This window comes from Pseudoalteromonas sp. NFXS39, assembly GCF_040148775.1.
In the GTDB taxonomy this organism is placed as follows: domain Bacteria; phylum Pseudomonadota; class Gammaproteobacteria; order Enterobacterales; family Alteromonadaceae; genus Pseudoalteromonas; species Pseudoalteromonas apostichopi.
The window spans coordinates 23969-47152 of sequence record NZ_JAGDEC010000010.1 but is presented as its reverse complement, the minus strand read 5'-3'; the positions used below and the strand labels follow the sequence as shown (position 1 = coordinate 47152).

The following is a 23184-nucleotide window of genomic DNA, read 5'->3' as shown; positions in this document are numbered from 1 at the left end:
ATCCCTTTTATACCTTATCTTTAAATTAACACACTGAAAAAAATATAAAACTGCCAGTACATTTTGCTACATAGGTTTTCAATTTTAGATATTCTTTTTGGTTATTAATAAATGCCCATTAGGTTTTACTAGACGCAAAAAAGGGCCCTAGGGCCCTTTGTCACATAACATACTTAGGGATTTATTAGTTTCGTTTTACACGGCGACGAACACCTGCAAAACCTGCTAATAACATAGTTAACCAAGCAAGTGAGCCACTTGATGATTTCGCTTTTTCTTCAGGAACCACAGTTGTTTCTTGTGCGGTTACCGTCACAGTTACACCAAGCTCCATCGCTTCAATACCATCACTTACCGTTACAGTAAACTGATGCTCACCAGCCGTTAAACCTGATACTTCAGTGATTGCTGATGCTGGGCTTGCTATTGCACCTGGGCCTTCCCATGAGAAAGTTAACTCATCGTTGTCTAAATCATGTGATGCAGATGCATCTAAGGTAATAACGCTGCCCTCAGTAACTTGCTGAGCACTTGCTTCAACAACTACAACTGGTGCGTCATTAACAGTTTCAACCGTTAACATGAAGGTTGTACTTGCAGCATCTGATGGATATTCGATATCAGACACCATTACAGTTACTTCTGTTTCACCAGAGAAGTTCTCGTTTGGTGTAATCGTTACTGTATCGCCATCAACTTCATAGGTAACATCATCAGAAATTACTGAGATTTCATTCTTCGAGTTCTTCTCATCAATGTGATGAACTTCAAAGCTAATTGGTGTTTCCTCAGTAGTTACCATGTCATCAAGTGCAACAACAGTGATATTACCCGGAATTGCCAGTGTCGCTGTTGAAATCATGTCATTAAGACCTGAGATAGCAGCTTTCGCACCAACTTCAAGTGTTTGACCTGCTGCCGAAGGCATAACTTCAGCCCATGCAGTCACTTCAAACTGTGATGATTCTGGACCTATGTAATCCATACAAACAACATAATCATCGCTAATTACTTCATCTAGGTTGTTATAAGCAATTTGGATACCACGGTAATTTTCAAGTGGACCATACTCATACTGCGCACCACGGAAACCTTGTAAGCCGATACTACCTGCAGGACGAGTGCTGCCAAAATCTAAATTATCGTATGCGTAGTAAATTTCATGTTCACCTTTACCAAAACGAGTATTAGCATTGAATAACACTTGGAAGTCAAATGAGTTATCACGTTTTGTATAAGTGTATTTACCCGTAGAGCGATCATAAACAGGGTTGTCGTAGTCTGATGCGTTATCCCACTCAACGATACCCCAACCTGTTGTTGTGCTTGCAAGTGAAATACCTTCGTCAGACGATAAGCCAACCGACATTACAGAGCGTAATAAACCGTGGTCACTAAATTCCCAACCACGCCATAATGGACCCATGTTCTCATATGGGAATGAGTTATAAGGGAACGGATTATGCACAGGGTAGAAGTAACGGCTGCCATTGGTGTTTACTGTACCCATACCACGAATTTGAATTATCGAGTTTTGGATATTAGTATTTTCAGCATTATTATAAAGGCTGAATGTGTCGTATGCGCCATTATAAAAACTAGCAATTGGGAGTGAATAACCCATGCGAGAGTTGTACAGGTTATCCTCATCAAAACCAGATAGCATAGGCATAATACCGAACTCTGCCAAGTCAACATAGCCACCTGGGTTTGAGTTACCAAAATCAGGCGTACGGCACATTTCATCAGTGATGTTATCGGTTACGATATAGTCAGGCTCAACATCGCGAGTATCCGCTTGTGTGCCAGTTACAATTACTTTGCCGTCAGCAATTTCAACATTGATTTCAGATGCTGTTGAAACCATTACGTTTTCTGCTTTGATATCAAGACCTGCAGGGATATCAAGTTCCAATGAGAACTCACGGTCTACACCTGAGTTATTCGCTAACACTTCAAACGTGTAAGGTACCATATCGCCTACTTTTGCACCTGTATATGGCGCATCAAGATGAGCAACGTCATTACCACGATTAAGTTTAAATGGAATAGAACCTAGGTTGCCATGGTTTACTGCCGACGTGCCTACATCAAGAAGTGAGTAGTACACACTGTCAGCATCAAGGTCCATATCCCAGTCAACAGTCATTTCAACAGTATTTTGACCATCACTTCCTGGAAGGCTCGCAGTCATACCTGAAGCAACTTGGTCTGAGACAACCGCTGTTGCAAGTTCAAAGGTTTCTTCAACTGCACCCACTGACGCTTTATTCGGACTATAAGCAACAACCCAATACTCGCCTTCTTCTGGGTTATTAATATTACAGAAGTTTTTATAAATCTTGTGGTTAGATGCACACAAAATTTCATCTTGTGGCTGAACAATCCCATCACCATTGTAGTCTTTACCTACATAAATAATAGGGTTTAATACGTTCAAGGTGCCTTCTAGTTCAGATTCAACAGCAACAGTTTCTGCAATAAAACGTTTTGAGTTAGCTGGTACTGTCACAAACTTAGTAAATGTTGCTTCATCTAAAATATCAGCTGTATCCACATCACCTGTGCGGTTCATCGTCCAAGGGAAGGTACGTTCATCATCTTTTGGTAAAGTCACCGTTGTGATATTTGCTTTTACTGGCTGATATGCACGTGCTACTGGCGCTTCTACATTTGGCAATACAATGCCCTTAGCAACATATGTTCCCTCATTAGAGTGAGCTGTCGTCTCTAATGATGATGGTAAGTTACCACGGTCATATTTGAACGCCACAGGCCAATGCGCATCTGGGATATCCGCTTCTTCGGCTTGGAAAACAAGGTTTGTATGAAGCTCAACTTCAGAGTTACTGAACCAATCTTGGGTATCCATGATTGATGCTTTAACAATGATTGTTTGTGTTTCACCTTTTTTCAGCGTGAAGGTTTTCGGGAAGATATCAATGTTCACACCGTTTTGAGCTGATTGTGAATTAACATCAAACGCCCAGTTTTCAACATCTTCATGACTTACAGTCCACGTGCCATCTTCAGTTGCCTTAATGGTACGAACCCACTGACACTCTGGCGCACATGAGAAGTTAACAAGGTTTGGTAAGTTTAATTTATGCGGCGTACCACCATTGTATGGATCTGCTGCTAAAAAGTTATCAGCAGTTTCATCCATAACAAAGCCAGCCTTTGCTGCTAATGCTACATTAATTCGACCAGCACCAGAGCGATAAGTTTTCGCATCTGCAACCACATCATTTTGGTCGTTTAAACGGTGATATTTAACAACATTCTCAGCTGTCATTGATAATGCTGATTGTACTTCAGCAGCAGTCCAATCAGGGTGAACCTGACGAAGTAATGCCATTGAACCGGCAACATGTGGTGATGCCATCGACGTGCCGCTGATTGCCGCATAATCTTGACCATGCGGCGTCACGAACGGATGCTCATCAGAGTAAGCTGCGTAAATATCTACACCTGGTGCAGCTAGAGTCGGCGCTAAAACTTCAACGTTTGAGTATGACGGACCACGTGATGAGAAAGTAGCTAGCCAATCCGCATCTTCAGCATCCACACGACGCTCAATTACGGTTGGTTTAATAGTAACCATGTGGCCTTTCTCTGAATTACTATCTACCCAGTCTTCTAAACCATCTTCTGGGTATACTCCATTCCATTGCTCATATGTAAAGTGAACGCCTGGTAATGAATAGCTTTGAGGAACAGTACCTTGATCACGGTCACGGTTAAACAGGATGAAACCATCTGCACCACCTGCTTTAACATGATCTACTTTTGCGGTTCGCGCGTTAGCTTCTGGGTCATTGGCATCATGGCGCTGACAGATAACAATAACATTCGTGCTACCATCGGCCGCACCTGCGATTTCAGTACCATCTTTGTAGAAGTTAAAAGTATTTTCTGGGTAATCTGCAGTACAGTAACCGTTGTAATCTTTAAAGCCATTTACGTCTTCGTAATCTTTAGCCCAAACAACCACACCAGTAATTTCTTCACTGTTGATTGACCCCCCAACAAGCCCCATTTCTGACCAGCTTGGTACTTCTGAACCCAAAGTTTCGTCCGCAAAGCCTGCAAACTCTACCGCAGTTTCAACAGCGACAGTACGACCATGAGTTGTTGCAGCAACTTGTGCAAGCCAAGGTGATGAGTTATCAAGATAACCAAAACATTCTGATGAACCACAAGCTTGACCACTGTTACCAGCCGCAGCTGCAACGTTGATACCCGCTTCTCGTGCTGCTAAGAATGCTAGTTGCACTGGATCTGCCCAAACATTTGAGTCTGCACCGCCGATTGAGAAGTTGATTACATCAACACCATCCGATATTGCATCTTCAATACCTGCAACAAGTGCCTCGCCGGGACAGCCAACGTATTCATCACTTGATGGGTAACATACTTGATAAGCAATAATATTTGCGTGCGGTGCCACACCTGAGATTTCAGGGAAAAGGTCTTCTTTTAAAATATTACCATCGGTATTTTCACCGTAGCTTGGAAGCATAAATGGTACGTTCTTAACCACGTTACCAGCAGCAGTTGATGCAACATGCGAACCGTGACCTTGATAATCTTCACCAATTGCTGGCCAACCAGGGATCATGGCATCAAACGAATCAGTGATCACATCATAAGAACGCACACCGATTAATTTATTATTACATTGAATTTCTTCAGGTTCTTCAACACAGTCACCTACATAAACGCCCGCACCAAATGGGTTTTCATGTTCGTAACCATCACCGCCAACGGCCGCAAATGATGGGTGATCTGAGTTAATAACTGTATCGATGATACCAACGATTTGACCTTCACCTTTGCCCTTGATGCCACTTGGAACGCTTGAACCATCCCAAACTTGATCTGCGCCAATGTGCTTAGGACCTTCATCTGAAAGCAAGTCATAGTTCTTAGAGCGCATCACAGAAACAACCGCACCAAGCTCAGCAACGCGCATTGCTTCTTGCTCTGTCATTTTTACAGAGAAACCATTTAATGCTTTAGTGAATTGACGATGCATCTCTGTACGACCAGTCACAGCTGTGACGCTTTGCATTACAGTGCGTTGTTTTGAAAGCAATTTATTTTGATAATCAGTTACGGCAGAGACTGCCGCTTGACCTTTTTCGAATACTTTTGAAACGCCTTGTGCTTGAAGTGATTGTGATAATGACGAGGTTAAATCGCTTGCTTCTAGGGCAACAGCATTATCACGTAAACGAATGATGTAAATATGTTCGCCATCAATACCTTCTTCTTTAAATTTATTAGCTTTGCTGTTTAGCTGAACATTAAGACCATCGTTTTGCAACATGCTTGAAGAGTTACCTTGACTAAGCTCTTTGCTAAACGCTTTTACTTCTTCAAATGTAATATTAGGTGCTTTTAATTGGTGTTTGACTAGATTGTTATCAACACCTACTGCGTGAGCAGCGCTGGCACTATAGAGAGCTGCGGCAACAGCAATCGAGAGTGTTTTCACTTGCATAAAGTATCCCCAGGATAGTTAATTTGAATAATTATTGAAGCACCATGAATATCCATCTCCGGCTTACAATTACAATATAACCACAGGGTGTTTTAAAACTGTTGCAAATTCGTGTAGCGCTTTGTACGCATTGTTAACATGGAAATTACTTTGAAAAGGGCAAATCTTTTTAAAATCCCCATTCCTATTGAATGTTATAGGAAAGCTGCACGCGAATAGTTTTATAAAAAACGAAGGAGGGTTGAGTAACCAACAACTATTTCCTTGTTACTGACAAGGGGTTCTTGCATTAAAATAGACCTCTTAATTAAGCATGTTGTTAAAAGTGTGAATTAGCTTAATTTCTAAAACAAAAAACCGAGCATAAGCTCGGTTTTTGCAACTAATATCACAATTAAGCTTGTGGATAATCGCGATATGCACGCTCAATTTTTTTCGCCTGCTTTTTAGACACACCAAGGTGTGCTAATGCAACACGTAAACGAGCACGCGAAAGATCTGAGCCTAAAATTTCCATTGCATCAAGTACTGATGTTGATGAAGTCTTACCTGTGATAGCCACAAAGATTGGCTCAAGAAAGTCTTTGATCTTCAATTCATGGAAAGTCGCCACTTCTTTTGCGATTGCAAAAATCGCTGGTTTTTCCCAACTGCGTAAGCCTTCTAATTGCCAGATGAAGAACTGTAATGCTTGACGGATTACATCTTCATCTGCTTTACCTGCCGTTAATAGCGCAGGATCATAGCTTGGAATCCCCCCCACAAAGTGACCGGCAAGATCAACCATGTCAGAAAGCGTATTAATACGCGTTTTTGCTTCTGGCAATACTTTCGCGAATAGCTCTGAATTAAATTTCCAATCAACAAAACGTTGCATTAATTCTGCATCAGATAAGTTTTCACGGATCCACATACCGTTTAACCAGCTTAACTTATCAATATCAAAGATAGGACCACCAAGCGACACTCGTTTCATATCAAAGTGTTCAATCATCTCTGCTAACGTGAACTTTTCACGCTCGTCTGGCATTGACCAACCCATACGGCCTAAATAGTTTAATAGTGCCTCTGGTAGGTAACCCATTTCTTTGTAGTAATTGATTGAAGTTGGGTTTTTACGCTTAGATAACTTTGATTTATCTGGGTTACGAAGTAACGGTAAGTGACCTAATACAGGCGCTTCCCAACCAAAATCTTCATATAATTTTAATAGCTTAGGCGCTGAGTTGATCCATTCTTCACCACGGAAAATATGGCTAATTTGCATGTGGTGATCATCAACAACGTTTGCAAGGAAGTAAGTTGGGAAACCATCAGCTTTAAGTAGCACTTGCATGTCTACATTTTCCCATGGGATCTCAATCTCGCCACGCAGATAATCGTTAAACTTAAACGCACCCTCGCTTGGGATCTTCATACGTATTACGTAAGGTTTACCAGCTTCAAGATTCGCTTTAATTTCATCTTCAGAAAGATTTAAACCACGACCGTCGTATTTTGGGCGTAGGCCTTCTGCCATTTGCTCTTCACGCATTTGGTCAAGTTCTTCGCTCGTTGCAAAACAGTAAAATGCTTTACCTTGCTCAACTAGCTGATGCGCAAATTTCTTATATAAATCGCTACGCTCAGATTGACGGTATGGACCAAACTCACCGCCTACATCTGGACCGTGATCCCAGTTCAAGCCTAACCATTTTAAGCTATCCATAATAGCTTGCTCTGATTCTGGTGTACTACGAACTTGGTCTGTATCTTCAATACGTAGCACAAACTCACCGCCTTGCTGCTTAGCAAAACAGTAATTAAATAATGCGATGTATGCAGTACCTAGGTGCGGGTCGCCAGTTGGTGACGGAGCAACACGGGTGCGAATTGTCATGGTAATATCTCTCAAAAGACAATTAAAAATTTGCCCAAATGCTAGCACAGCACGGACTATAATCGAAGTGAAAAGCCGCCTTATGCAGCGACTTTATCTAAATAAGCAATGATATCGTTTGATTCATACAACCAAGTTACTTGGCCGTTTTCTTCAATACGTAAACATGGTACTTTAACTTTTCCGCCCTGCTCTAAAAGCTCTTGGCGAAACTGCTCGTTACCTTTTGCATCACGGGTTTCAACTGATAGACCTTGGCGTTTAATAGCACGACGTACTTTCACGCAAAATGGGCAGGCCTTAAATTGATATAGCTTAAATTGTGATGTTACTGAATCAAGCGCCGCTTGCTCAGCTGCCGGACGCTTTTTACTACGTGGTGTGAATACAAAATCAAAAAACAAAATGATGCGGCCTAATAACCAACGAACGAACTTCATCTCACCTTCTCATAGGGTTCTAAAAATAGTGGGCAATTTTAACACAGCAAGGCGCTCTGCAACACCTTAAAACAACTCTATTGAATCATCATCTAGAGGTTGGCTTTGTTGGATATCTAATTCGGAATAAGCAGTAACGCAATTTCGTCCACTATTTTTAGAATGGTATAGGGCTTGATCGGCTTTTTGTACAAGGCTTGCAACCATTTCAAACTCGTAAACCGGCATAAAACCACTACTCACAGTTAAATTACCAACCTGAGGAAATGGGTATTCTGCAACACAACCTCGAAAACGGTTAAGAGCATTTCGTGCATCTAACTCGTCACTTGCTTGAAATAACACGGCAAATTCTTCACCGCCATAACGAAAAACGTAATCTTCAATGCGAAAGTTATTTTTTAATAGTTGTGCCACTAACAAGATAACTTCATCACCAATAACGTGGCCATAATTATCATTCACACGTTTAAAGTGATCAATATCGACTATAGCCAGATACCAATGACGATACTTAGAGTCAAGCTCCTTGGTATGCAATGAGGCTTCTGAAGCTATTTCAATTACTTTTTTATCAAAGGTCTGTCTGTTAAGCAGTTCAGTTAAAGGATCTAATTGAGATTTATAAAGCAAAGATACCTGATTGGCATATATATTAAGCATGTAAATAGCTAACATACTTACACGCTCTGAAAGCTCTTTCTCTGACTCAATTACTAACACACCAATAACGTTACCCATGAAATAAATAGGCACATAGGTAGAAACATACCCATAGTTACGGCTAATACGAATTTTATTACGGCTGACTTTTTCGATGAGCTCATTGACTTCATGTTCGCTGAGCTCTTCGATAACAGAATCTCTATTTAAAAGTCGTGCTGGAAGGCCTGGTTTAAAGAACTTATTAATATAGATAGCAAAGCGAGAGAATCCTTCTAACTCAGTCACGGCATTAATTAGTGCCCGATCCAACCCTAATTCATCTTCTTGCTGCGTAATATCTACAACCCAGTCATGTCCGCAAGGGTTAGCTGCCATCTATTAAAGCCTCAAAAGCTGTTTCTCACTTTAGTTTAGTTAACTTTATCAGATTTACTAAAAAACTATAACAAAATCATATCATCTCGGTGAATTACTTCACTGCTTGATGCAAATGTAAGCAGCTCAGTAATTTGCGATGAATGACAACCTTTAATTTGATCAATTTCTTGATGGTCAAAGTTTACAAGTCCTTTAGCAATGTATTGCCCCTGACTCGACACGACGTCAATAAAATCACCGCGCTCAAAACAGCCACGTACAGTTTTGACTCCTTTCGCTAACAAACTTGCGCCACGCTCTTTAAGCGCAACGATCGCTCCATCGTCTATTACCAACTGGCCCGTACTTTTTGGCCCTGCAAGTAGCCATTTTTTACGGCCATCTTTTGGTGCCTTTAGTTTTAAAAAGCGTGTGCCTGGGAGCTCATCGGCCATGCAATTTAGAATCACATTTTTACCCGCGCCTTTGGCGATAATTACTTCTACACCAGCGCGACGTGCAATATCGGCAGCTTGAAGTTTAGTTGCCATACCACCGGTACCTAGGGTGGTGCCACTTCCACCAGCAAGCTCTCTTAGCTCATCATTAATATGCTCAACTTCGTTGATAAGTGTTGCATTAGCATCAGAGCGAGGATCGCCTGTAAATAAGCCTTCTTGGTCAGTTAACAGTAACAGCTTTTCTGCATTCGCTAATATCGCGACTAAAGCAGATAAGTTATCGTTATCGCCCACTTTAATTTCAGCGGTTGCAACGGCATCATTTTCATTAATGATTGGCACCACATTATGTGCAAGTAGCGCATTTAAGGTATCGCGGGCATTTAAGTAACGTTCACGGTCTTCGACATCTGCACGTGTAAGTAACATTTGCCCAACATTCACCCCATACAAAGCAAACAGACTTTGCCATATATGAATAAGCTGGCCTTGGCCAATAGCGGCAAGCATTTGTTTCTCAATCAAAGAACGACCACAGGGGGTAATTAGTTGCTCACGACCTGCAGCGACCGCGCCGCTTGATACTAGAACAACCTGATAACCCTGTTTTTTTAATTCACAACATTGGCGAACAAGTTCAACCATATGTGCTTTTTCTAATTTGTCGGTACCGCCTGTCAGCACACTTGTGCCTAGCTTTACAACAACGACGTGTGGTCTTTGCATTTGATTCTTATATTCTGCATATTGAGGTAGTTTGGGTATATATATACCAGCTAACAGTTTTTGAACAAGTTAAATAAATTCATGCTAGGATCGCGTTCTCGTTTTTTTACTCAATAGCGACACCTATGCCAGCCAGTTTATGCTTAATTATCGCGACCTTTTTATGGGGCAGCTCCTACATTGCTTTAAAGCACGCAATCAATATTTATGATCCTGTGTTAGTCATTTTTTTAAGAATGCTGACCACGTTATTGATTAGCTTATGTTTATGGCGCTACATAATCCGTTTTGAGTTTAAAAAAGGTGACTGGAAGTACTTAATTGGTATGTCACTAGCTGAGCCTTGCTTTTATTATTTATTTGAGGGCCATGCACTAGAATACACTTCTGCATCGCAAGCAGGGGTAATTGTCTCTTGCTTGCCAATTATTGTCGCTATTTTGGCGTTCTTAATATTAAAAGAGTACATCAGTAAAGCCATCGTCGTTGGTTTTACCTTGTGTATTGGTGGCAGTATTTTATTAACGCTATTATCACCAAGTACTGAACAAGCCCCTAATCCACTGCTTGGTAACTTTTTAGAGCTGATGGCGATGGTATGCGCCGCATTTTATACCGTGAGTGTAAAACACTTAGTAGCGCGTTACTCACCGCTGACCTTAATAGCAATTCAAGGGTTTAGTGGTAGCTTGTTCTTTGCGCCTTTTTTATTTTTTATCGAATTACCAAGCGAAAATCAGCACGATTTAAGTGCCCTACTGAGCATTTTATATTTAGGTTCTTGTGTCACTTTAGGTGGCTATGGCATGTACAATTACGCCATCAGTAAGGTGTCGGTGTTAACCGCTGCCGCTTACTCAAACCTGATTCCAATTTTTGCGTTAATTTTGTCAGCCATTCTACTAGGCGAAGTACTAACCGTATGGCAATGGGTGAGTATTGCGGTGGTATTCGCCGGTGTTATTGTTAGTCAGCGCCATCAAGAACTCAAAGTTGACGTAGACGATAATTTATCAGCCGACACCAGTAGCCTAAACTCAGTTCCAGAAGCTAACGAGTCAAAAGGGTAACAGGTTAATAAATAAAGGCCTGATTGAGCTAAAAAGTCCTGTTCGCTTTGATGAATAATATCTATGCTGCGAACTTGATAGTGTTCAATCTGGCCATTTTGCAATTGCACACTGAACTGCTCACCCACTACAACATGTTTTAGAAATGCAAAGTGGGTGTCGTTATGGCCAGCTATTAACACCCCTTTTGAGCTGCCAAGTTCACCGCTTGGCAAAAAGTGGCCGGGGGCAAACGCGAGGTTTCGCCCCGATGCACCAGCAAGTACTGTCAATTCTTGCTGCTGACTTGGCCAATTTATGTGTGCGGTGACATAACCATCGGCGTAAAACCATGGCCTTACTTGCTCATAAGGACTCAGCAAAGCTTGCTGCCAAGCCGACTCAATTAACACCTGAGCAAGCCAAGCCTTCGCCTGCATATATCCCCCATTAGCAAACAATGCGATACCTAGTAATGCGCAGCAAACTGGCAGCGCTTTTTTTAGCGTCGCCATTGCCATAACCACGAGGATGCAATCAACATCAACCCCAGTAGCATAAACATCCGGCTTTGTCCGTCGGTTTGCGGAAGTGTCATGCCGTTCGGTAGTTTGTTTCGTACTTGCATTGAACGCTCTGCAATCTCATTACCCGCATAGTTATCAACCGCAATAAAGGCTGTAAAAGGGCTGAGTAAATGATGCTGAAGTGCCAATGTTTCGACTTCTGCGCGTACCGCCTGTTTTTCGTTATATAGCAGCAGAGACTTAATTTTTTGTCTTGCCCAAAGCCTTGCTATACCTTCACCGCTTGCGGCATTATTCGTTGCTAAATTAATAGTCATTGGCCCTGAATTTGTTTGCCCCTTTAACGTTAAGTGCTGACTGCCATCAAGCTTTACTGCAACCAAAACAGGCTCAGAAAAATACAGGTCCGGTAACGGCGATGGCCAATATTCAAGTGCACCTTTATCGCCTTCAAGAGCAAGCTTTGTAACAGCGGGGTGTGCCAGCTTATTAAAAAGCAGTTGCATTTTTGGCTTTACTTGACTGGTACTACTAATAAAAGTGAAAGTACCACGGCCAATATCGGCAGCCCTAGTCATAAAAAAGCTATTAGGTGCGCTGCCGATACCGACAGTAAAGAGCCTACTGTCACCTAAACCCGTTTGAATTTGCTTAAATAGCTGCGTTTCATTACCAACACTGCCATCTGTTAAAAACACCACTTGGCGTACAAAACCATCATGCTGTTTACCATCAAGTACCTGAGTCAGTGCTTTTGCTATTTCGGTGCCACCATCTGCTTGTAAACCATAAATAAAGCGCTCTGCGCGGCGGATGTTAAAATCATTGGCAATCATAGGTGTATCACTTAATACCGACACTTCGTCATCAAAACCTATAATGTTAAAACTGTCATTTTCATCTAATAACGATAAGGCATAGAACAGGGCTTGTTTGGCCTGTTCCATAGATTGACCATGCATTGAGCCTGAGGTATCAATAACAAACACCATTTCACGCGAAAGGCGTACCTGCGAGGTAAAGTGATCGCTTGGCGGTACTAACATCAGTAAGCCATATTCTTGCCCTGCTACTGTTTCGGTAAAAAATGCAGCTTGTGAATGGGCTTTATCAAGGGGTTTAAATTCGAGCTCAAAGTCTCTATCCATTGGAACATCACGATTAAGTGATAATTGGTACTGACCAAAGCTTGGATTATCGATTTGCATGCCCGCTAAATTAGCACTGATATCACTCAGTTCAAGGCCAATATCCATCGCAATAACAAGGTTTAAGCTCGCATCAGACTCTTGGCTTTTCGCACGGTAAAAAACAGGTTTTAACCAAGCTGATGCCACTTGCTCTGTGTCAGTTGTTGGCTCAAACTTTTTCTCTGTATTAACTGTTTGCTGAAGCGCTGCCGTCAAAGGTTCGTAACGCGGTGTAATCGTTGTAGGAAAACGCAATGAAAATACACCATCACGAAACCCGATGATCTCTTGATATTGCAAGGTGATTTCAATTTCTTCACCAGCTCCAAGGTTTACCACATCGGTAGAGAAAATATTCGCACGTTGCTGACGCACTAACGCGGCATGTTTACCCTGCTTTTGAGCTTGCTCAAATTGCTGTTCAGCCTGCAGCTTAAGAGCAATATTGCCTGTGATAATACGCTCACCAATTTGCATTTGCATAGCATGAACAGCACTTTCATCAGGCAACGGAAACACATACCGGGCATTTACCGCAAATGGGTGCGGGTTTTGATAACGCTGTTTAACAACAACATGATTAATAAGCCCGGTGAGCTTCATAGTGACATCGTTTTTCACTAATAAACCCGACGACACTTGGCTATTTGAGTCATCATAAAAACGCAGTTCGGCACTGGCATTTTCAGCAAATGCTGGATTAACGGCATAGCCTAATAAGAGGATAAAAAGGCTCCCAAAAAGAAGCCTTTTGGTACGGTTACTCAACATATTATGTCACTCCATCGACAGATGAATTAGTGGTTACTTTGCGCTGTGCGTAAGCGACTTTGTGCCACAGGGCGTGTCGTTAAGGTTACGCGGCGATCAAACACGTTGTCTTCGTAGTTATTTGAATCAGCGACACTTTGCTGCTCACCAAAGGCGGTTGCGGTTAAACGGGTATGAGGCACGCCTTGCTTAATCAAATAACTTTGCACTGCATTTACACGCTGTTTCGAGAGCATTAAATTAGCTAGCTCATCACCGCGCTGATCAGCAAAACCACTTAAATCGATAGCAAGATTTGGCTGGGCTATGAGTAACTGCGCGACTTTGTCGAGTTGATTAGCAAAGTGCGGAGCTATTTCGCTAGAGCCGGTTTTAAACTGTACCGTCATAGCCAGTAAGGTGTTTAATTGGGCTTGTAGTAACTGCTCTTTTTCATCAGCTAATAATTCAAGTTGCTCACTAAGGGCTTCATTATCAGCAATCACTTGTTGGTAATCTGCGGTTTGCTCTTTCATTAAAACTAATGCGTGGGCTTGCTCATCAATGGTGTTTTCTGCCGCTTCTTTTTCGCCAATTAAGCCACCAGCAAACGCGCCAATAAATGCGCCAACTGGGCCTCCTACTATGCCACCTACAACTGCACCAGCACCTAGGCCAATGGCCGTTTCTTTCGGTGTCTCTTGTTTTGTTTTACTCGCAGCTTCTGCAAAAGGGGTTGCAGTTAGAGCTGATGTGATGACAGCGGCAATAATTAATTTTTTCATGGTTTAATCCTTTTTCTACTTAATTGCTTGGCAACATTGGTTGGTGTTGCGAACTTGGTATGGAGCTATTGAAACAAGTCGAAATGGCAATAAAAGGGATCAAAAAAGGCAAACTGCTGAGCAATTGTGGCAGAAAAATGGCAATCGCGTTTTTGCCAGTACGCAAGGCAAAAAATTAGGTATAGTTCGCTATAGAAAGAATTTAAGTAAGTATTAACAATGAAGAAAATAGCAATCGTTGAAGATGAAACAGCAATCCGCGAAAACTACACAGAAATGCTCAGTGCTCAGGGCTATCAAGTTGTAGGCTTTGCTGACAGAGCCAGTGCTGAACTGGCATTTAGTCAATCTTTACCAGATTTAGCCATTGTTGATATTGGCCTTGGCCATGAAGTGGATGGTGGTTTTTTACTTTGCCAAACATTACGCAGTCTATCTAAAACCTTACCGATTATATTTTTAACCGCCCGTGATAGCGAAATTGATACCGTATGCGGCCTGCGTATGGGAGCTGACGATTACTTAACCAAAGACATCAGTATGGCACATCTTGCTGCTCGCATTGGCGCATTGTTTAGGCGCCTTGATGCCTTCGACCAACCAGCTGATCAAACCGCTCTTTTGCATCGCGGTCCATTAAAGTTAGATACCCAGCGCATGCAGGTTTTTTGGCAAGAGCAACTGGTTGATTTAACTGTGACAGAATTTTGGATGGTGCATTCACTTGCACAGCGCCCAGGCCATGTAAAAAGCCGTAACGAATTAATGAGTGATGCGAAAATTTATGTTGATGACAGCACCATTACCTCGCACGTAAAACGCATTCGTAAAAAGTTTATTGCCTTAGATGATGCGTTTGACTGCATTGATACAGTGTACGGTATGGGTTACCGCTGGGAGCAAGCTTAATGCTGCGTTTTGGGCTTAGAACAAAGTTTATTTTCTTATCCTGCTTTTTGTTTTTATTGCCTTGGCTTGGCTATGAATATGTTTGGGAAATGGAAAAGTTCTTAAGACAAGGCCAAGAAAAAACCTTAGTTGGTACAACCCGCGCGCTAGCAACAGCATTACATGAGCGGCCCGCTTTATTTGACTCGCAAACCAATTTTTTAGATCAAGTTGTAAAAGGTCGAGATTTATATGCCTATAACCTAAATAACCCGATTCAACTTGATGGTAAATTGTCGGAGTGGCAACCTTATCAAAGTTTATTTTGGCATTATGACAAGCGCTACTTACAGGGGTTAAGTAACGATCATCAAGATAGTGATCTAAGTTTTGATCACATGGTAGGCAAATACGAAAACTTCCTTTATGCGGCTTTTAAAGTCACAGATAGTTCACTGGTGTATCGTGCTAAAAATGTGCTTAGTTTTACCCGTAATGATCACTTACAGATCATGTTAAAAACACCTGAAGGTAAATTTAATAGTTATGTGGTGGCCGCCCGCCAAGATGGTTGGGTTAATGCCTTTGATGCTACAACACAAGAGCCTGTCACGAAAATCCAAGGCTATTTCAAAAGCACCGACACGGGTTACAATATAGAGCTGCGTTTTCCGCTTGCGATGCTAGGTAATAAGCTTGGTTTTGCGATTGAAGATTGGGATGAAGACAAGGTTGAGCCTCAGCTTATGTCGACCTCAAACCTACAAAACCCCAATGATATCGGCTCTGTTTTAGTGCCTTCGCCAGAAATTAACCGTATTTTGAAAGGCATGGGCCACAGTGGCAGTCGAATTTGGGTGGTCGATAACCATCATCGTGTACTTGCACAATCAGGCTCAATTCACCATGCCGATGGTGTTTGGGCAGACGGCCTAAAAGAGGAGCCCGCAACAACCTGGTGGCAACGATTTGAGCAAGATTACTTACACCCTCTGTACTATAAGATTCTGACGCGCCCAGAGAATGAATTCATTGATACCTTACATGACGTAGCAGCGATGCAAGGCACACATATTGCGAGTGCCTTAAAAGGAAAACCAGCATCATCATGGCGCTTAACTCCAGATAACAAAGCCGTTATTTTATCGGCGGCCTACCCTATTTGGATCCAAGATAAAGTCATTGGTGCAGTAATCGCAGAAGAGACTACCAATGGCGTGCGTACATTACGTAACAAGTCACTAGAAAAGCTATTTAATGTCATTTTAGCGGTGATGCTTGTTGGCACTGTGACCCTGTTCTTTTTTGCTTCAAGAATTTCCAGCCGTATCCGCCGCTTACGTGATAATGCTGAACAAGCCATTGATGCCCAAGGGCGGATCACTGGCAACATAACCTATGCCGACTCTAATGATGAAATTGGCGACCTTTCTCGCAGCTTTGCCAATATTGTTAGTCGCTTAAGTGGTTATACTGATTATTTAGAAAATATGTCATCACGGCTATCCCATGAGCTGCGTACACCTGTGGCTGTTGTTCGTTCATCACTTGAAAATTTACAAATGCAGCCACAATCTGAGCTCAGCCAAAAATACTTAGACCGTGCCAGTGAAGGGGTTGAGCGATTAGGTAAAATTATTACCACCATGAGTGAAGCGACGCGTCTAGAACAAAGCATTCAAAACGCCGAAACAGAAGAGTTTGATCTCACCAAGGTGATCACTGGATGTATGCAAGGCTATCAAATAACCTATGGTGAAAGCCTATTTACTCTATCGCTTGATAAAGAACCATTGAATGTCAGTGGAGCACCAGAGTTTATTGCCCAATTACTCGATAAACTTATCAACAATGCACTTGAATTTAAAACCCCACAAAGCACAATTTCAGTTAGCTTAACCAAGCAAGATCAACATGCGCTATTAACGATTAGCAACCAAGGGCCTTTGTTACCCGATGGTTTAGTTGAACACATTTTTGACTCAATGGTATCTGTGAGGAGCCAACAACATCAGCAGCAGCCTCATTTAGGCTTAGGTCTTTACATTGTAAGGCTTATTTGCGATTACCATCACGGTAAGGTATTGGCAGAAAATTTAGATGATGGCACAGGTGTTGTGTTTACTGTGAAGCTGCCTATTAAATAAGCACATTTGCGTTACATATGATTACAGTTTAGAGACGTTATATTCACCAATAATTCAGATTACAGAACGTAATATTTGTATTACAAAAGGAAAATATTTTTGGAGAGCATCATGCGATCTGGATTACAACGTGAAGAGATTGAATTCATTATGGGGCTATTTAACCATAATGAAGTAACAGATAAACAAGCGGCTCCAAAAAAGCAGCCAGTAAAAACTGACACAAAAAAAGTTGATACAGCGCAATATAAAGCGAACTACAAAGCAACTTATTTGACCTGAGTAAGCCGAGATCATTACAATGGCGCACTTTCTAAAGATGGCATTCTGTAATGAAAAAACACTCACCTAAAAAAGAACTGATTTTACTGCCTGTTTTATTCGTGGCTATTCTGCTTTGTGTTGCAGGGCACTTCCTACTTCAGCCTAACTATCAAGACAGTCATACCGTTGAGTATTTACTTGCTGCACTTCCATTTGCCTTGTTTGGATTAGTAATTATCGCCTTTAAAGTTGCCAGCAAAAACGATAACCAAGAATAGTTAATACCAACTCACTTAATTAAGTATTATTGAGCATAGATATCACAATACATGATAACCAAACCAGTCGGGCTTCATGGCTTGTGCCTGCCCACTTGGCGTTAATTTGATTGATAAGTTGCTATCAAGCAAATCAATCGCAAAACAATCGTCCACATCGTGTAAATCATCTTTATGAAGATGAGTCATTCCAGCCAATAAAGACTCTTTAGCGCGTTGCTTTGCTTCTTCACTGCTACGCGCAACGTACAAGGCAAAATCATGTTGCTCAGCAAGGCTATCTGCTCGATAGGCACCTAAATTCACAAAATACAGTTTTTCAGCTTGGCTATGTTGAGTATCAACTACTTCAACCTGATAGCCATCGATATGCTGAATTTGCATGTAGCTATCCATATGTACTTTGCTTTTATCACCCACCCACTGTGCTTTAAGCTTTGAATAGGTTTGTTCAATGTTATCGCCTACGACAAATCTAACATCGTGCATTTCAATGTGGCATCCTTGAATACGACCGCCCAAATAGACTAAAAAAAGTGCCATGTTTTTCCTTATATTAAGCTTTCAACATTAATATTGTGCTTTTTAATTAATTTATAAAAATCTGAGCGATTACGTTTCGCAAGCTTAGCGGCTTCGGCAACATTACCCGCTGACATTTTCAGCGTATTAATTAAATAATCTCGCTCAAATTCTTTTTTTGCATCATTTAAAGAAAGCGGCTCAGCATTGCTGTTTAATGCACTTTCTACGAGCTGAGCTGCAATCACTTTACCGGGTGTTAGGGCTACTACCTGCTCTATCACATTCTGTAATTGACGAATATTACCCGGCCAGTCATAGCGAACCAAGGCATGCATCGCGTCATTAGCAAATTGCTTTTGCTCTTGTCCCATACGTTTAGCAATTAAACCTGCAAAATGCTGTGCTAGCAAACTAATATCTTCTCTGCGCTCACAAAGCGGGGGGAGTTTTAAGTTCACCACATTTAATCGGTAATATAAATCTTCACGGAATTGCTGGTTGCTGATTGCCTCAGGGAGGTTCTTGTGAGTCGCTGACACCACCCTCACATCAATTGGGATTTCTTCTTGAAAGCCCACAGGGCGAATGGTTTTCTCTTGTAAAACCCTTAGCAGCTTTACTTGTAAATTTAGCGGCATATCACCTATTTCGTCTAGAAAAAGGGTACCACCTTGGGCTTGTTGAAACAAACCTTGGTGGTCTTTTACCGCGCCTGTAAACGCGCCTTTTTTATGACCAAACAATTCAGATTCTAAAAGCTCCCCCGGCACAGCGCCGCAGTTAATAGCAACAAATGGCCCTTCACTAACATGGCTATGTTGATGTATCGCTTGTGCTAGCAGCTCTTTACCTGTTCCGCTGGCACCGGAAATCAACACATTCACTTGCGTTGGGCCAAGCAATTTAACTTGCTCAAGTAAATGCAACATCGCGCCGCTGCGGGTGACAATATTTGTTTGTGTTGGTGTTTCATCACCATGTACACCATGGATCTCGATAGCTTTAGCAAGGCTGTCGAACAGCTCATCTTTATCAACCGGCTTGGTAATAAACGCAAATATACCTTGTTTAGTTGCTTCAACTGCATCAGGAATCGAACCATGCGCTGTCATCATAATCACCGGCATCGAAGGATAACGACTTTGCAGCTGGCGATGCAGGGCCATGCCGTCCATTTCATCCATTCTTAAGTCAGTGATCACCGCATCATAGGTTTGGCTTTTTAGCGCTTGTAATGCCTCAATGCCACTTTCAACAGTACTTACCAAGTAGCCTTTAGACTCAATTCTAATCGCCAATAACTTTAATAAACTAGCATCGTCATCAACTAATAAAACTCGTGGTTTTGTTACTTCATTCATGGTTACTGCTCCTTGGTTTCTTCACGTAGCAGAAGTTGTTGTTCGATAGTCGCAAGCGACGATAAGGTTTTTTCCATTTCATCACTCAGCGCTTGCTTTGCTTGTTTTGCCGCTAAACTTTGCTGTAAATATTGCTTTTGTAACCAAAGATACTGCTTAATATCATCTGGCCAATAATAAGCACGGTCGCTTTTATCAAGCAGGTTAAGGGCCTTTTCAGGTTCTGAAGCAGCGAATAAACATATCGACTCAAAAAGACGTTTTAGTTCATTCTCACCAACATAATTTACTTTGTCAGATTTTGCTTTAAAGCCACCACACTTGGCAGCATGCCATGCAATAACGGTACTTGCGGACGGATACAAAGGCTCACTTTTTGGTCGAGGTTTAGGGTTAGGTTGCTCATCAGGTTTAACCTCTGCTTTCGGCTCTACTTGTTCTGGCTCAACATTCTTTTGCGTGAGCGTGCACCCAGTTATAAAAAACGTGCCTATAACAAGCATAAAACTGGCTTTATTAGCTAAGCCCATATCAGTTAACTCCTTGGGTTAATTGAATTGGTAAAATGGCTGTAAATACACACCCTTGAGGGTCATTATCAGTAATAGAGAGCTTACCGTTTAATTGCTCAACGGTTTCTTTGACTATGGTTAAACCCAGTCCGCTGCTCATTTCAGTATGTTGTTTTGCATTCTTGCCTTGGTAAAAAGCCCCGAACACAGCGGCTTTTTCAGTATCATCAATGCCTTCGCCTAAGTCGCTTACACTCAAAATTAATTGCCCCTGCTTTAAGCTTGCCTTGATTATCACTGACTCATGTTCTGGCGAAAACTTTAACGCATTTGAGGTCAGCTGAATAAGCACCATTTCAAGTAGTTCTATTGATATAAACAAGGCTTTATTTGGTAACTCGTTAACCCAAACAATGGATAAATCACGCACAGATAATCGGTGCTCAAAATGACGCTCAATTTTATTCATCATCACGTTAAAATTAAGCTCGCTCAGGCTTTGCTTACTAGTGCGGATAGCGTTGTAACTCAATAAGCTTTCAATCATGACTCTAAGTCGCACCATACTTTGTGTTATTAGCTCAAGGACTGCTTGTTGCTCGCTATTGATTGGGCCAACAATTTCATCTGCAAGTAAATCTGTGCCTTCAACCATAGAAGCTAGGGGGGTTTTCAACTCATGTGTCACATGACGCAAAAAAGTATCTTTTTGCTGCTCAAGCATATGTAACTGTACTTGTACCCATTTAAGTTTATTGCCTAATTCAACTAACTCTGAAGAACCACGAACATGAATTTTTTGCTGCCAGTGCCCTTGCCCTAATTTATCAATAACATTGGTAAGCTCTCGTAGGCGTCCGCTGATCCGCCATAGAAATCCACCACCTACCAATAGCGTGAGTGGAATTAATGCTATTAACCAATTAATAAATGAAGCTTGTAGTGCTTTTAATTGCTGTTGGTTTTTTGTGATCCGTAATTCATTTTGCTCTTTAAGCCAGTTTGTTTGTTCACTGATAAGCTTGCTAGCAGGAGCAAACAGCTCACCATCTTGCTTTTGTTCAACTAGCAAATGCTGCTCTGCAAATTGTAATACCTCAGCAAGCTGATGCCACTGCGACACATAATCAGCTGTAGGGCTCAAAAAAATAAGCTCATCAACACTTTGCAAAGAAGATTGCCACTTGTTAGCAATCAGGCTATCGAGAGATTCACTCTTAAGCACCCAATTTTGTCGAGTCGCCCTTTCTAAACTATTTAAGTCTTGTTTAAGGTTATTGAATGCTTTGGTAAGTTCGTAATTGTCACCGACGATTTCTTGGGTCAGCGCAAGCTGCTTATTAAGGGCATTTAAAAACAAAATCACCACTAAAGATAACGGCAGTAAAGACAGCAAAATACTACAAACGAACTGACCAATGAGACTAGGCCGCCAGTTGACTAACTGTTTCATTTTTATCGCTACTTTATTTTGCATATTCACTCTCAACATAATTGCTGATGCTGATTATTAGTGAATAAACTTAGACACTCGCTGAATCCGACCTTAAAAAGTACGGACTTTTACCCAAAAACTGATACATAGTTGCTATTTAGCAACACGCTAACTCATTGAAACAAGGTGAATAAAGCTTAGTCGCCTAAAAAGCGTTGCAAAAAAGACACAATACTCTGTAACTATTTCGCATTAAAAACCACACAAAAGATATAACCCACTGATAATTAACACATTTAAAAACTGGCACCAATTTTGATAACTACAAAGTAAATTAGTCATTTAGGACACAAAATGAAGATTACGGCCATTTCAGCCGCAGTGTTGATAAACCTAGTTACGGTAGACTGTTATGCATTCGATCTGCAAACGACTTTTAACGAGCTAGATAAAGACAGTAACGGCTTTTTGAGTGAAGCAGAGGCATCTGAAGATGCATTATTACATAGCAACTTTACTCAAATAGATAGTAACCAAGATGGTCAAATTTCATTTTCTGAGTTTCAGTCGTTTATTCAATAGGAGATTGTAATGAAACAACTTTTAGCAGCGTTTTCACTCATGTTTTTGGTTATCAGCGCTACCGTTTTAGCATCACAAATGGATGTTCGATTTGCTAAATTTGATACAAACGCCGACGGTGAGATTTCTTTAGCTGAAGCGACTAAGCACGATAACTTACTTAAGCAATTTGCCGACCTAGATGAAAACGGCGATCAAGTTTTGTCTGAACAAGAGTTTGAAAAATTCAAACCTTAACGGCTTAAAGTGCTTGCCATAATCCCAGAGGGAATGTGTAAACGGATTTAAATTATGGGAGTTAAATTATGGCAAGCACTTTTATTTATAAAGGAGTGTAATTATGAGAATTTTCTGGCTTGCTTCATGTACCTTAATTACAATAAGCTTCAATAGCTTAGCATTGGATGTAAAACAAAGATTTGATCACCTAGATAAAGACAAAAATGGCTTTTTGTCTTTGCAAGAACTGTCATCCCAACCACACTTGCAAAAACGCATGGCAGAGTGGGATACAGATAAAGATCAACAAATTTCGCTTCTAGAATTTAAACACTATTTAACAAACAAGAGTTAAAGTAATGTCAAAATTAACCTTTGCCAGCCTAATTTTATGTTGTGGATTTAGCACATTGGGTTTTGCTGCAGATAGTATTGGTGAAAAATTTAAACAACTTGACCGTAATGACGATGGCTACCTTACTCGCTCAGAGTCTGCAAGAGATCCTGCTCTATGGTCACGTTTTAAAAATTACGACAGCGATAAAGATAATAAATTATCGCTGAGTGAATTTAAGGTCTACGCAAGTAAATAAAAATGTCTATTTGTTTATTTAATTGCTGCTGAGTTGCAGTTTAC

21 protein-coding genes are annotated in these 23184 nt (G+C 41.2%); 9 read left to right on the top strand and 12 right to left on the bottom strand.

The genetic code is table 11. The features are described from left to right. Positions 1-184 precede the first annotated feature (184 nt). From J3455_RS17030 to proB, 5 genes are all read right to left on the bottom strand, one after another. Complete coding sequence (locus tag J3455_RS17030) at positions 185-5506, bottom strand: S8 family serine peptidase (protein WP_349562092.1); 5322 nt, start codon at positions 5504-5506, stop codon at positions 185-187. Between the two features lie 394 nt (positions 5507-5900). Next, a complete protein-coding gene (gene gltX, locus J3455_RS17025) occupies positions 5901-7385 on the bottom strand; it encodes a glutamate--tRNA ligase (RefSeq protein WP_349562091.1) in 1485 nt (494 codons plus the stop codon). A gap of 80 nt (positions 7386-7465) precedes the next feature. Further along, complete coding sequence (locus J3455_RS17020) at positions 7466-7825, bottom strand: glutathione S-transferase N-terminal domain-containing protein (protein WP_054560852.1); 360 nt, start codon at positions 7823-7825, stop codon at positions 7466-7468. Between the two features lie 66 nt (positions 7826-7891). Further along, positions 7892-8866: a GGDEF domain-containing protein gene (locus tag J3455_RS17015; RefSeq protein ID WP_178927344.1), complete on the bottom strand. Its 975-nt coding sequence runs from the start codon at positions 8864-8866 to the stop codon at positions 7892-7894. A gap of 65 nt (positions 8867-8931) precedes the next feature. After that, positions 8932-10035 (bottom strand): glutamate 5-kinase, encoded by a 1104-nt coding sequence (proB, locus tag J3455_RS17010; RefSeq protein ID WP_349562090.1) that lies wholly within the window; start codon positions 10033-10035, stop codon positions 8932-8934. Between the two features lie 125 nt (positions 10036-10160). Here proB and J3455_RS17005 point away from each other — a divergent pair, with 125 nt between their 5' ends. Then, on the top strand, positions 10161-11105 hold the full coding sequence (locus J3455_RS17005; RefSeq protein WP_130050752.1) for a DMT family transporter: 945 nt from the start codon (positions 10161-10163) through the stop codon (positions 11103-11105). Here J3455_RS17005 and J3455_RS17000 read toward each other — a convergent pair. From J3455_RS17000 to pdsO, 3 genes are read right to left on the bottom strand one after another with little or no spacing between them, the layout of a single operon-like run. Beyond that, on the bottom strand, positions 11015-11599 hold the full coding sequence (locus tag J3455_RS17000) for a class GN sortase (protein WP_130050751.1): 585 nt from the start codon (positions 11597-11599) through the stop codon (positions 11015-11017). The genes J3455_RS17005 and J3455_RS17000 overlap by 91 nt on opposite strands. After that, positions 11587-13572 (bottom strand): marine proteobacterial sortase target protein, encoded by a 1986-nt coding sequence (locus J3455_RS16995; protein ID WP_349562089.1) that lies wholly within the window; start codon positions 13570-13572, stop codon positions 11587-11589. The genes J3455_RS17000 and J3455_RS16995 overlap by 13 nt, the downstream gene beginning before the upstream one ends. Positions 13573-13598: 26 nt before the next feature. After that, positions 13599-14336 (bottom strand): sortase-associated OmpA-like protein PdsO, encoded by a 738-nt coding sequence (gene pdsO, locus J3455_RS16990; RefSeq protein ID WP_167658758.1) that lies wholly within the window; start codon positions 14334-14336, stop codon positions 13599-13601. Positions 14337-14555: 219 nt separating this feature from the next. On the opposite strand from pdsO, the gene pdsR reads away from it, so the two are divergent. From pdsR to J3455_RS16970, 4 genes are all read left to right on the top strand, one after another. Continuing rightward, positions 14556-15245 (top strand): proteobacterial dedicated sortase system response regulator, encoded by a 690-nt coding sequence (gene pdsR, locus J3455_RS16985; RefSeq protein WP_063527939.1) that lies wholly within the window; start codon positions 14556-14558, stop codon positions 15243-15245. Further along, on the top strand, positions 15245-17371 hold the full coding sequence (gene pdsS / locus J3455_RS16980; protein ID WP_178927347.1) for a proteobacterial dedicated sortase system histidine kinase: 2127 nt from the start codon (positions 15245-15247) through the stop codon (positions 17369-17371). The genes pdsR and pdsS overlap by 1 nt, the downstream gene beginning before the upstream one ends. A gap of 111 nt (positions 17372-17482) precedes the next feature. After that, entirely contained in the window at positions 17483-17653 is a 171-nt protein-coding gene (locus tag J3455_RS16975) for a hypothetical protein (RefSeq protein ID WP_167658756.1), read from the top strand. A gap of 50 nt (positions 17654-17703) precedes the next feature. Continuing rightward, positions 17704-17913: a hypothetical protein gene (locus J3455_RS16970; protein ID WP_054551195.1), complete on the top strand. Its 210-nt coding sequence runs from the start codon at positions 17704-17706 to the stop codon at positions 17911-17913. Between the two features lie 42 nt (positions 17914-17955). Here J3455_RS16970 and J3455_RS16965 read toward each other — a convergent pair whose 3' ends face one another. From J3455_RS16965 to J3455_RS16950, 4 genes are read right to left on the bottom strand one after another with little or no spacing between them, the layout of a single operon-like run. Further along, entirely contained in the window at positions 17956-18456 is a 501-nt protein-coding gene (locus J3455_RS16965) for a DUF1543 domain-containing protein (RefSeq protein WP_130050746.1), read from the bottom strand. An 8-nt stretch (positions 18457-18464) separates the two neighbouring features. Beyond that, positions 18465-19799, bottom strand: a complete 1335-nt coding sequence (locus tag J3455_RS16960; RefSeq protein WP_349562088.1) for a sigma 54-interacting transcriptional regulator — start codon at positions 19797-19799, stop codon at positions 18465-18467. Positions 19800-19801: 2 nt separating this feature from the next. Beyond that, positions 19802-20329: a hypothetical protein gene (locus tag J3455_RS16955; RefSeq protein ID WP_349562087.1), complete on the bottom strand. Its 528-nt coding sequence runs from the start codon at positions 20327-20329 to the stop codon at positions 19802-19804. A gap of 1 nt (position 20330) precedes the next feature. Further along, the gene (locus J3455_RS16950; RefSeq protein ID WP_349562086.1) at positions 20331-21788 is read right to left on the bottom strand and encodes a HAMP domain-containing sensor histidine kinase; all 1458 of its coding nucleotides are present in this window, start codon (positions 21786-21788) and stop codon (positions 20331-20333) included. 312 nt (positions 21789-22100) lie between these two features. Between J3455_RS16950 and J3455_RS16945 the strand changes: the two genes are divergently transcribed. From J3455_RS16945 to J3455_RS16930, 4 genes are all read left to right on the top strand, one after another. Next, positions 22101-22328 carry an EF-hand domain-containing protein gene (locus tag J3455_RS16945; RefSeq protein ID WP_130050742.1) on the top strand — a complete coding sequence of 76 codons (228 nt, stop codon included), beginning with the start codon at positions 22101-22103 and terminating at the stop codon, positions 22326-22328. Between the two features lie 9 nt (positions 22329-22337). After that, positions 22338-22565, top strand: a complete 228-nt coding sequence (locus J3455_RS16940; protein WP_130050741.1) for a PLC family EF-hand domain-containing protein — start codon at positions 22338-22340, stop codon at positions 22563-22565. A gap of 103 nt (positions 22566-22668) precedes the next feature. After that, positions 22669-22902, top strand: a complete 234-nt coding sequence (locus tag J3455_RS16935; RefSeq protein WP_130050740.1) for an EF-hand domain-containing protein — start codon at positions 22669-22671, stop codon at positions 22900-22902. Positions 22903-22906: 4 nt separating this feature from the next. Continuing rightward, positions 22907-23140: an EF-hand domain-containing protein gene (locus J3455_RS16930; protein WP_130050739.1), complete on the top strand. Its 234-nt coding sequence runs from the start codon at positions 22907-22909 to the stop codon at positions 23138-23140. Positions 23141-23184: the final 44 nt, after the last annotated feature.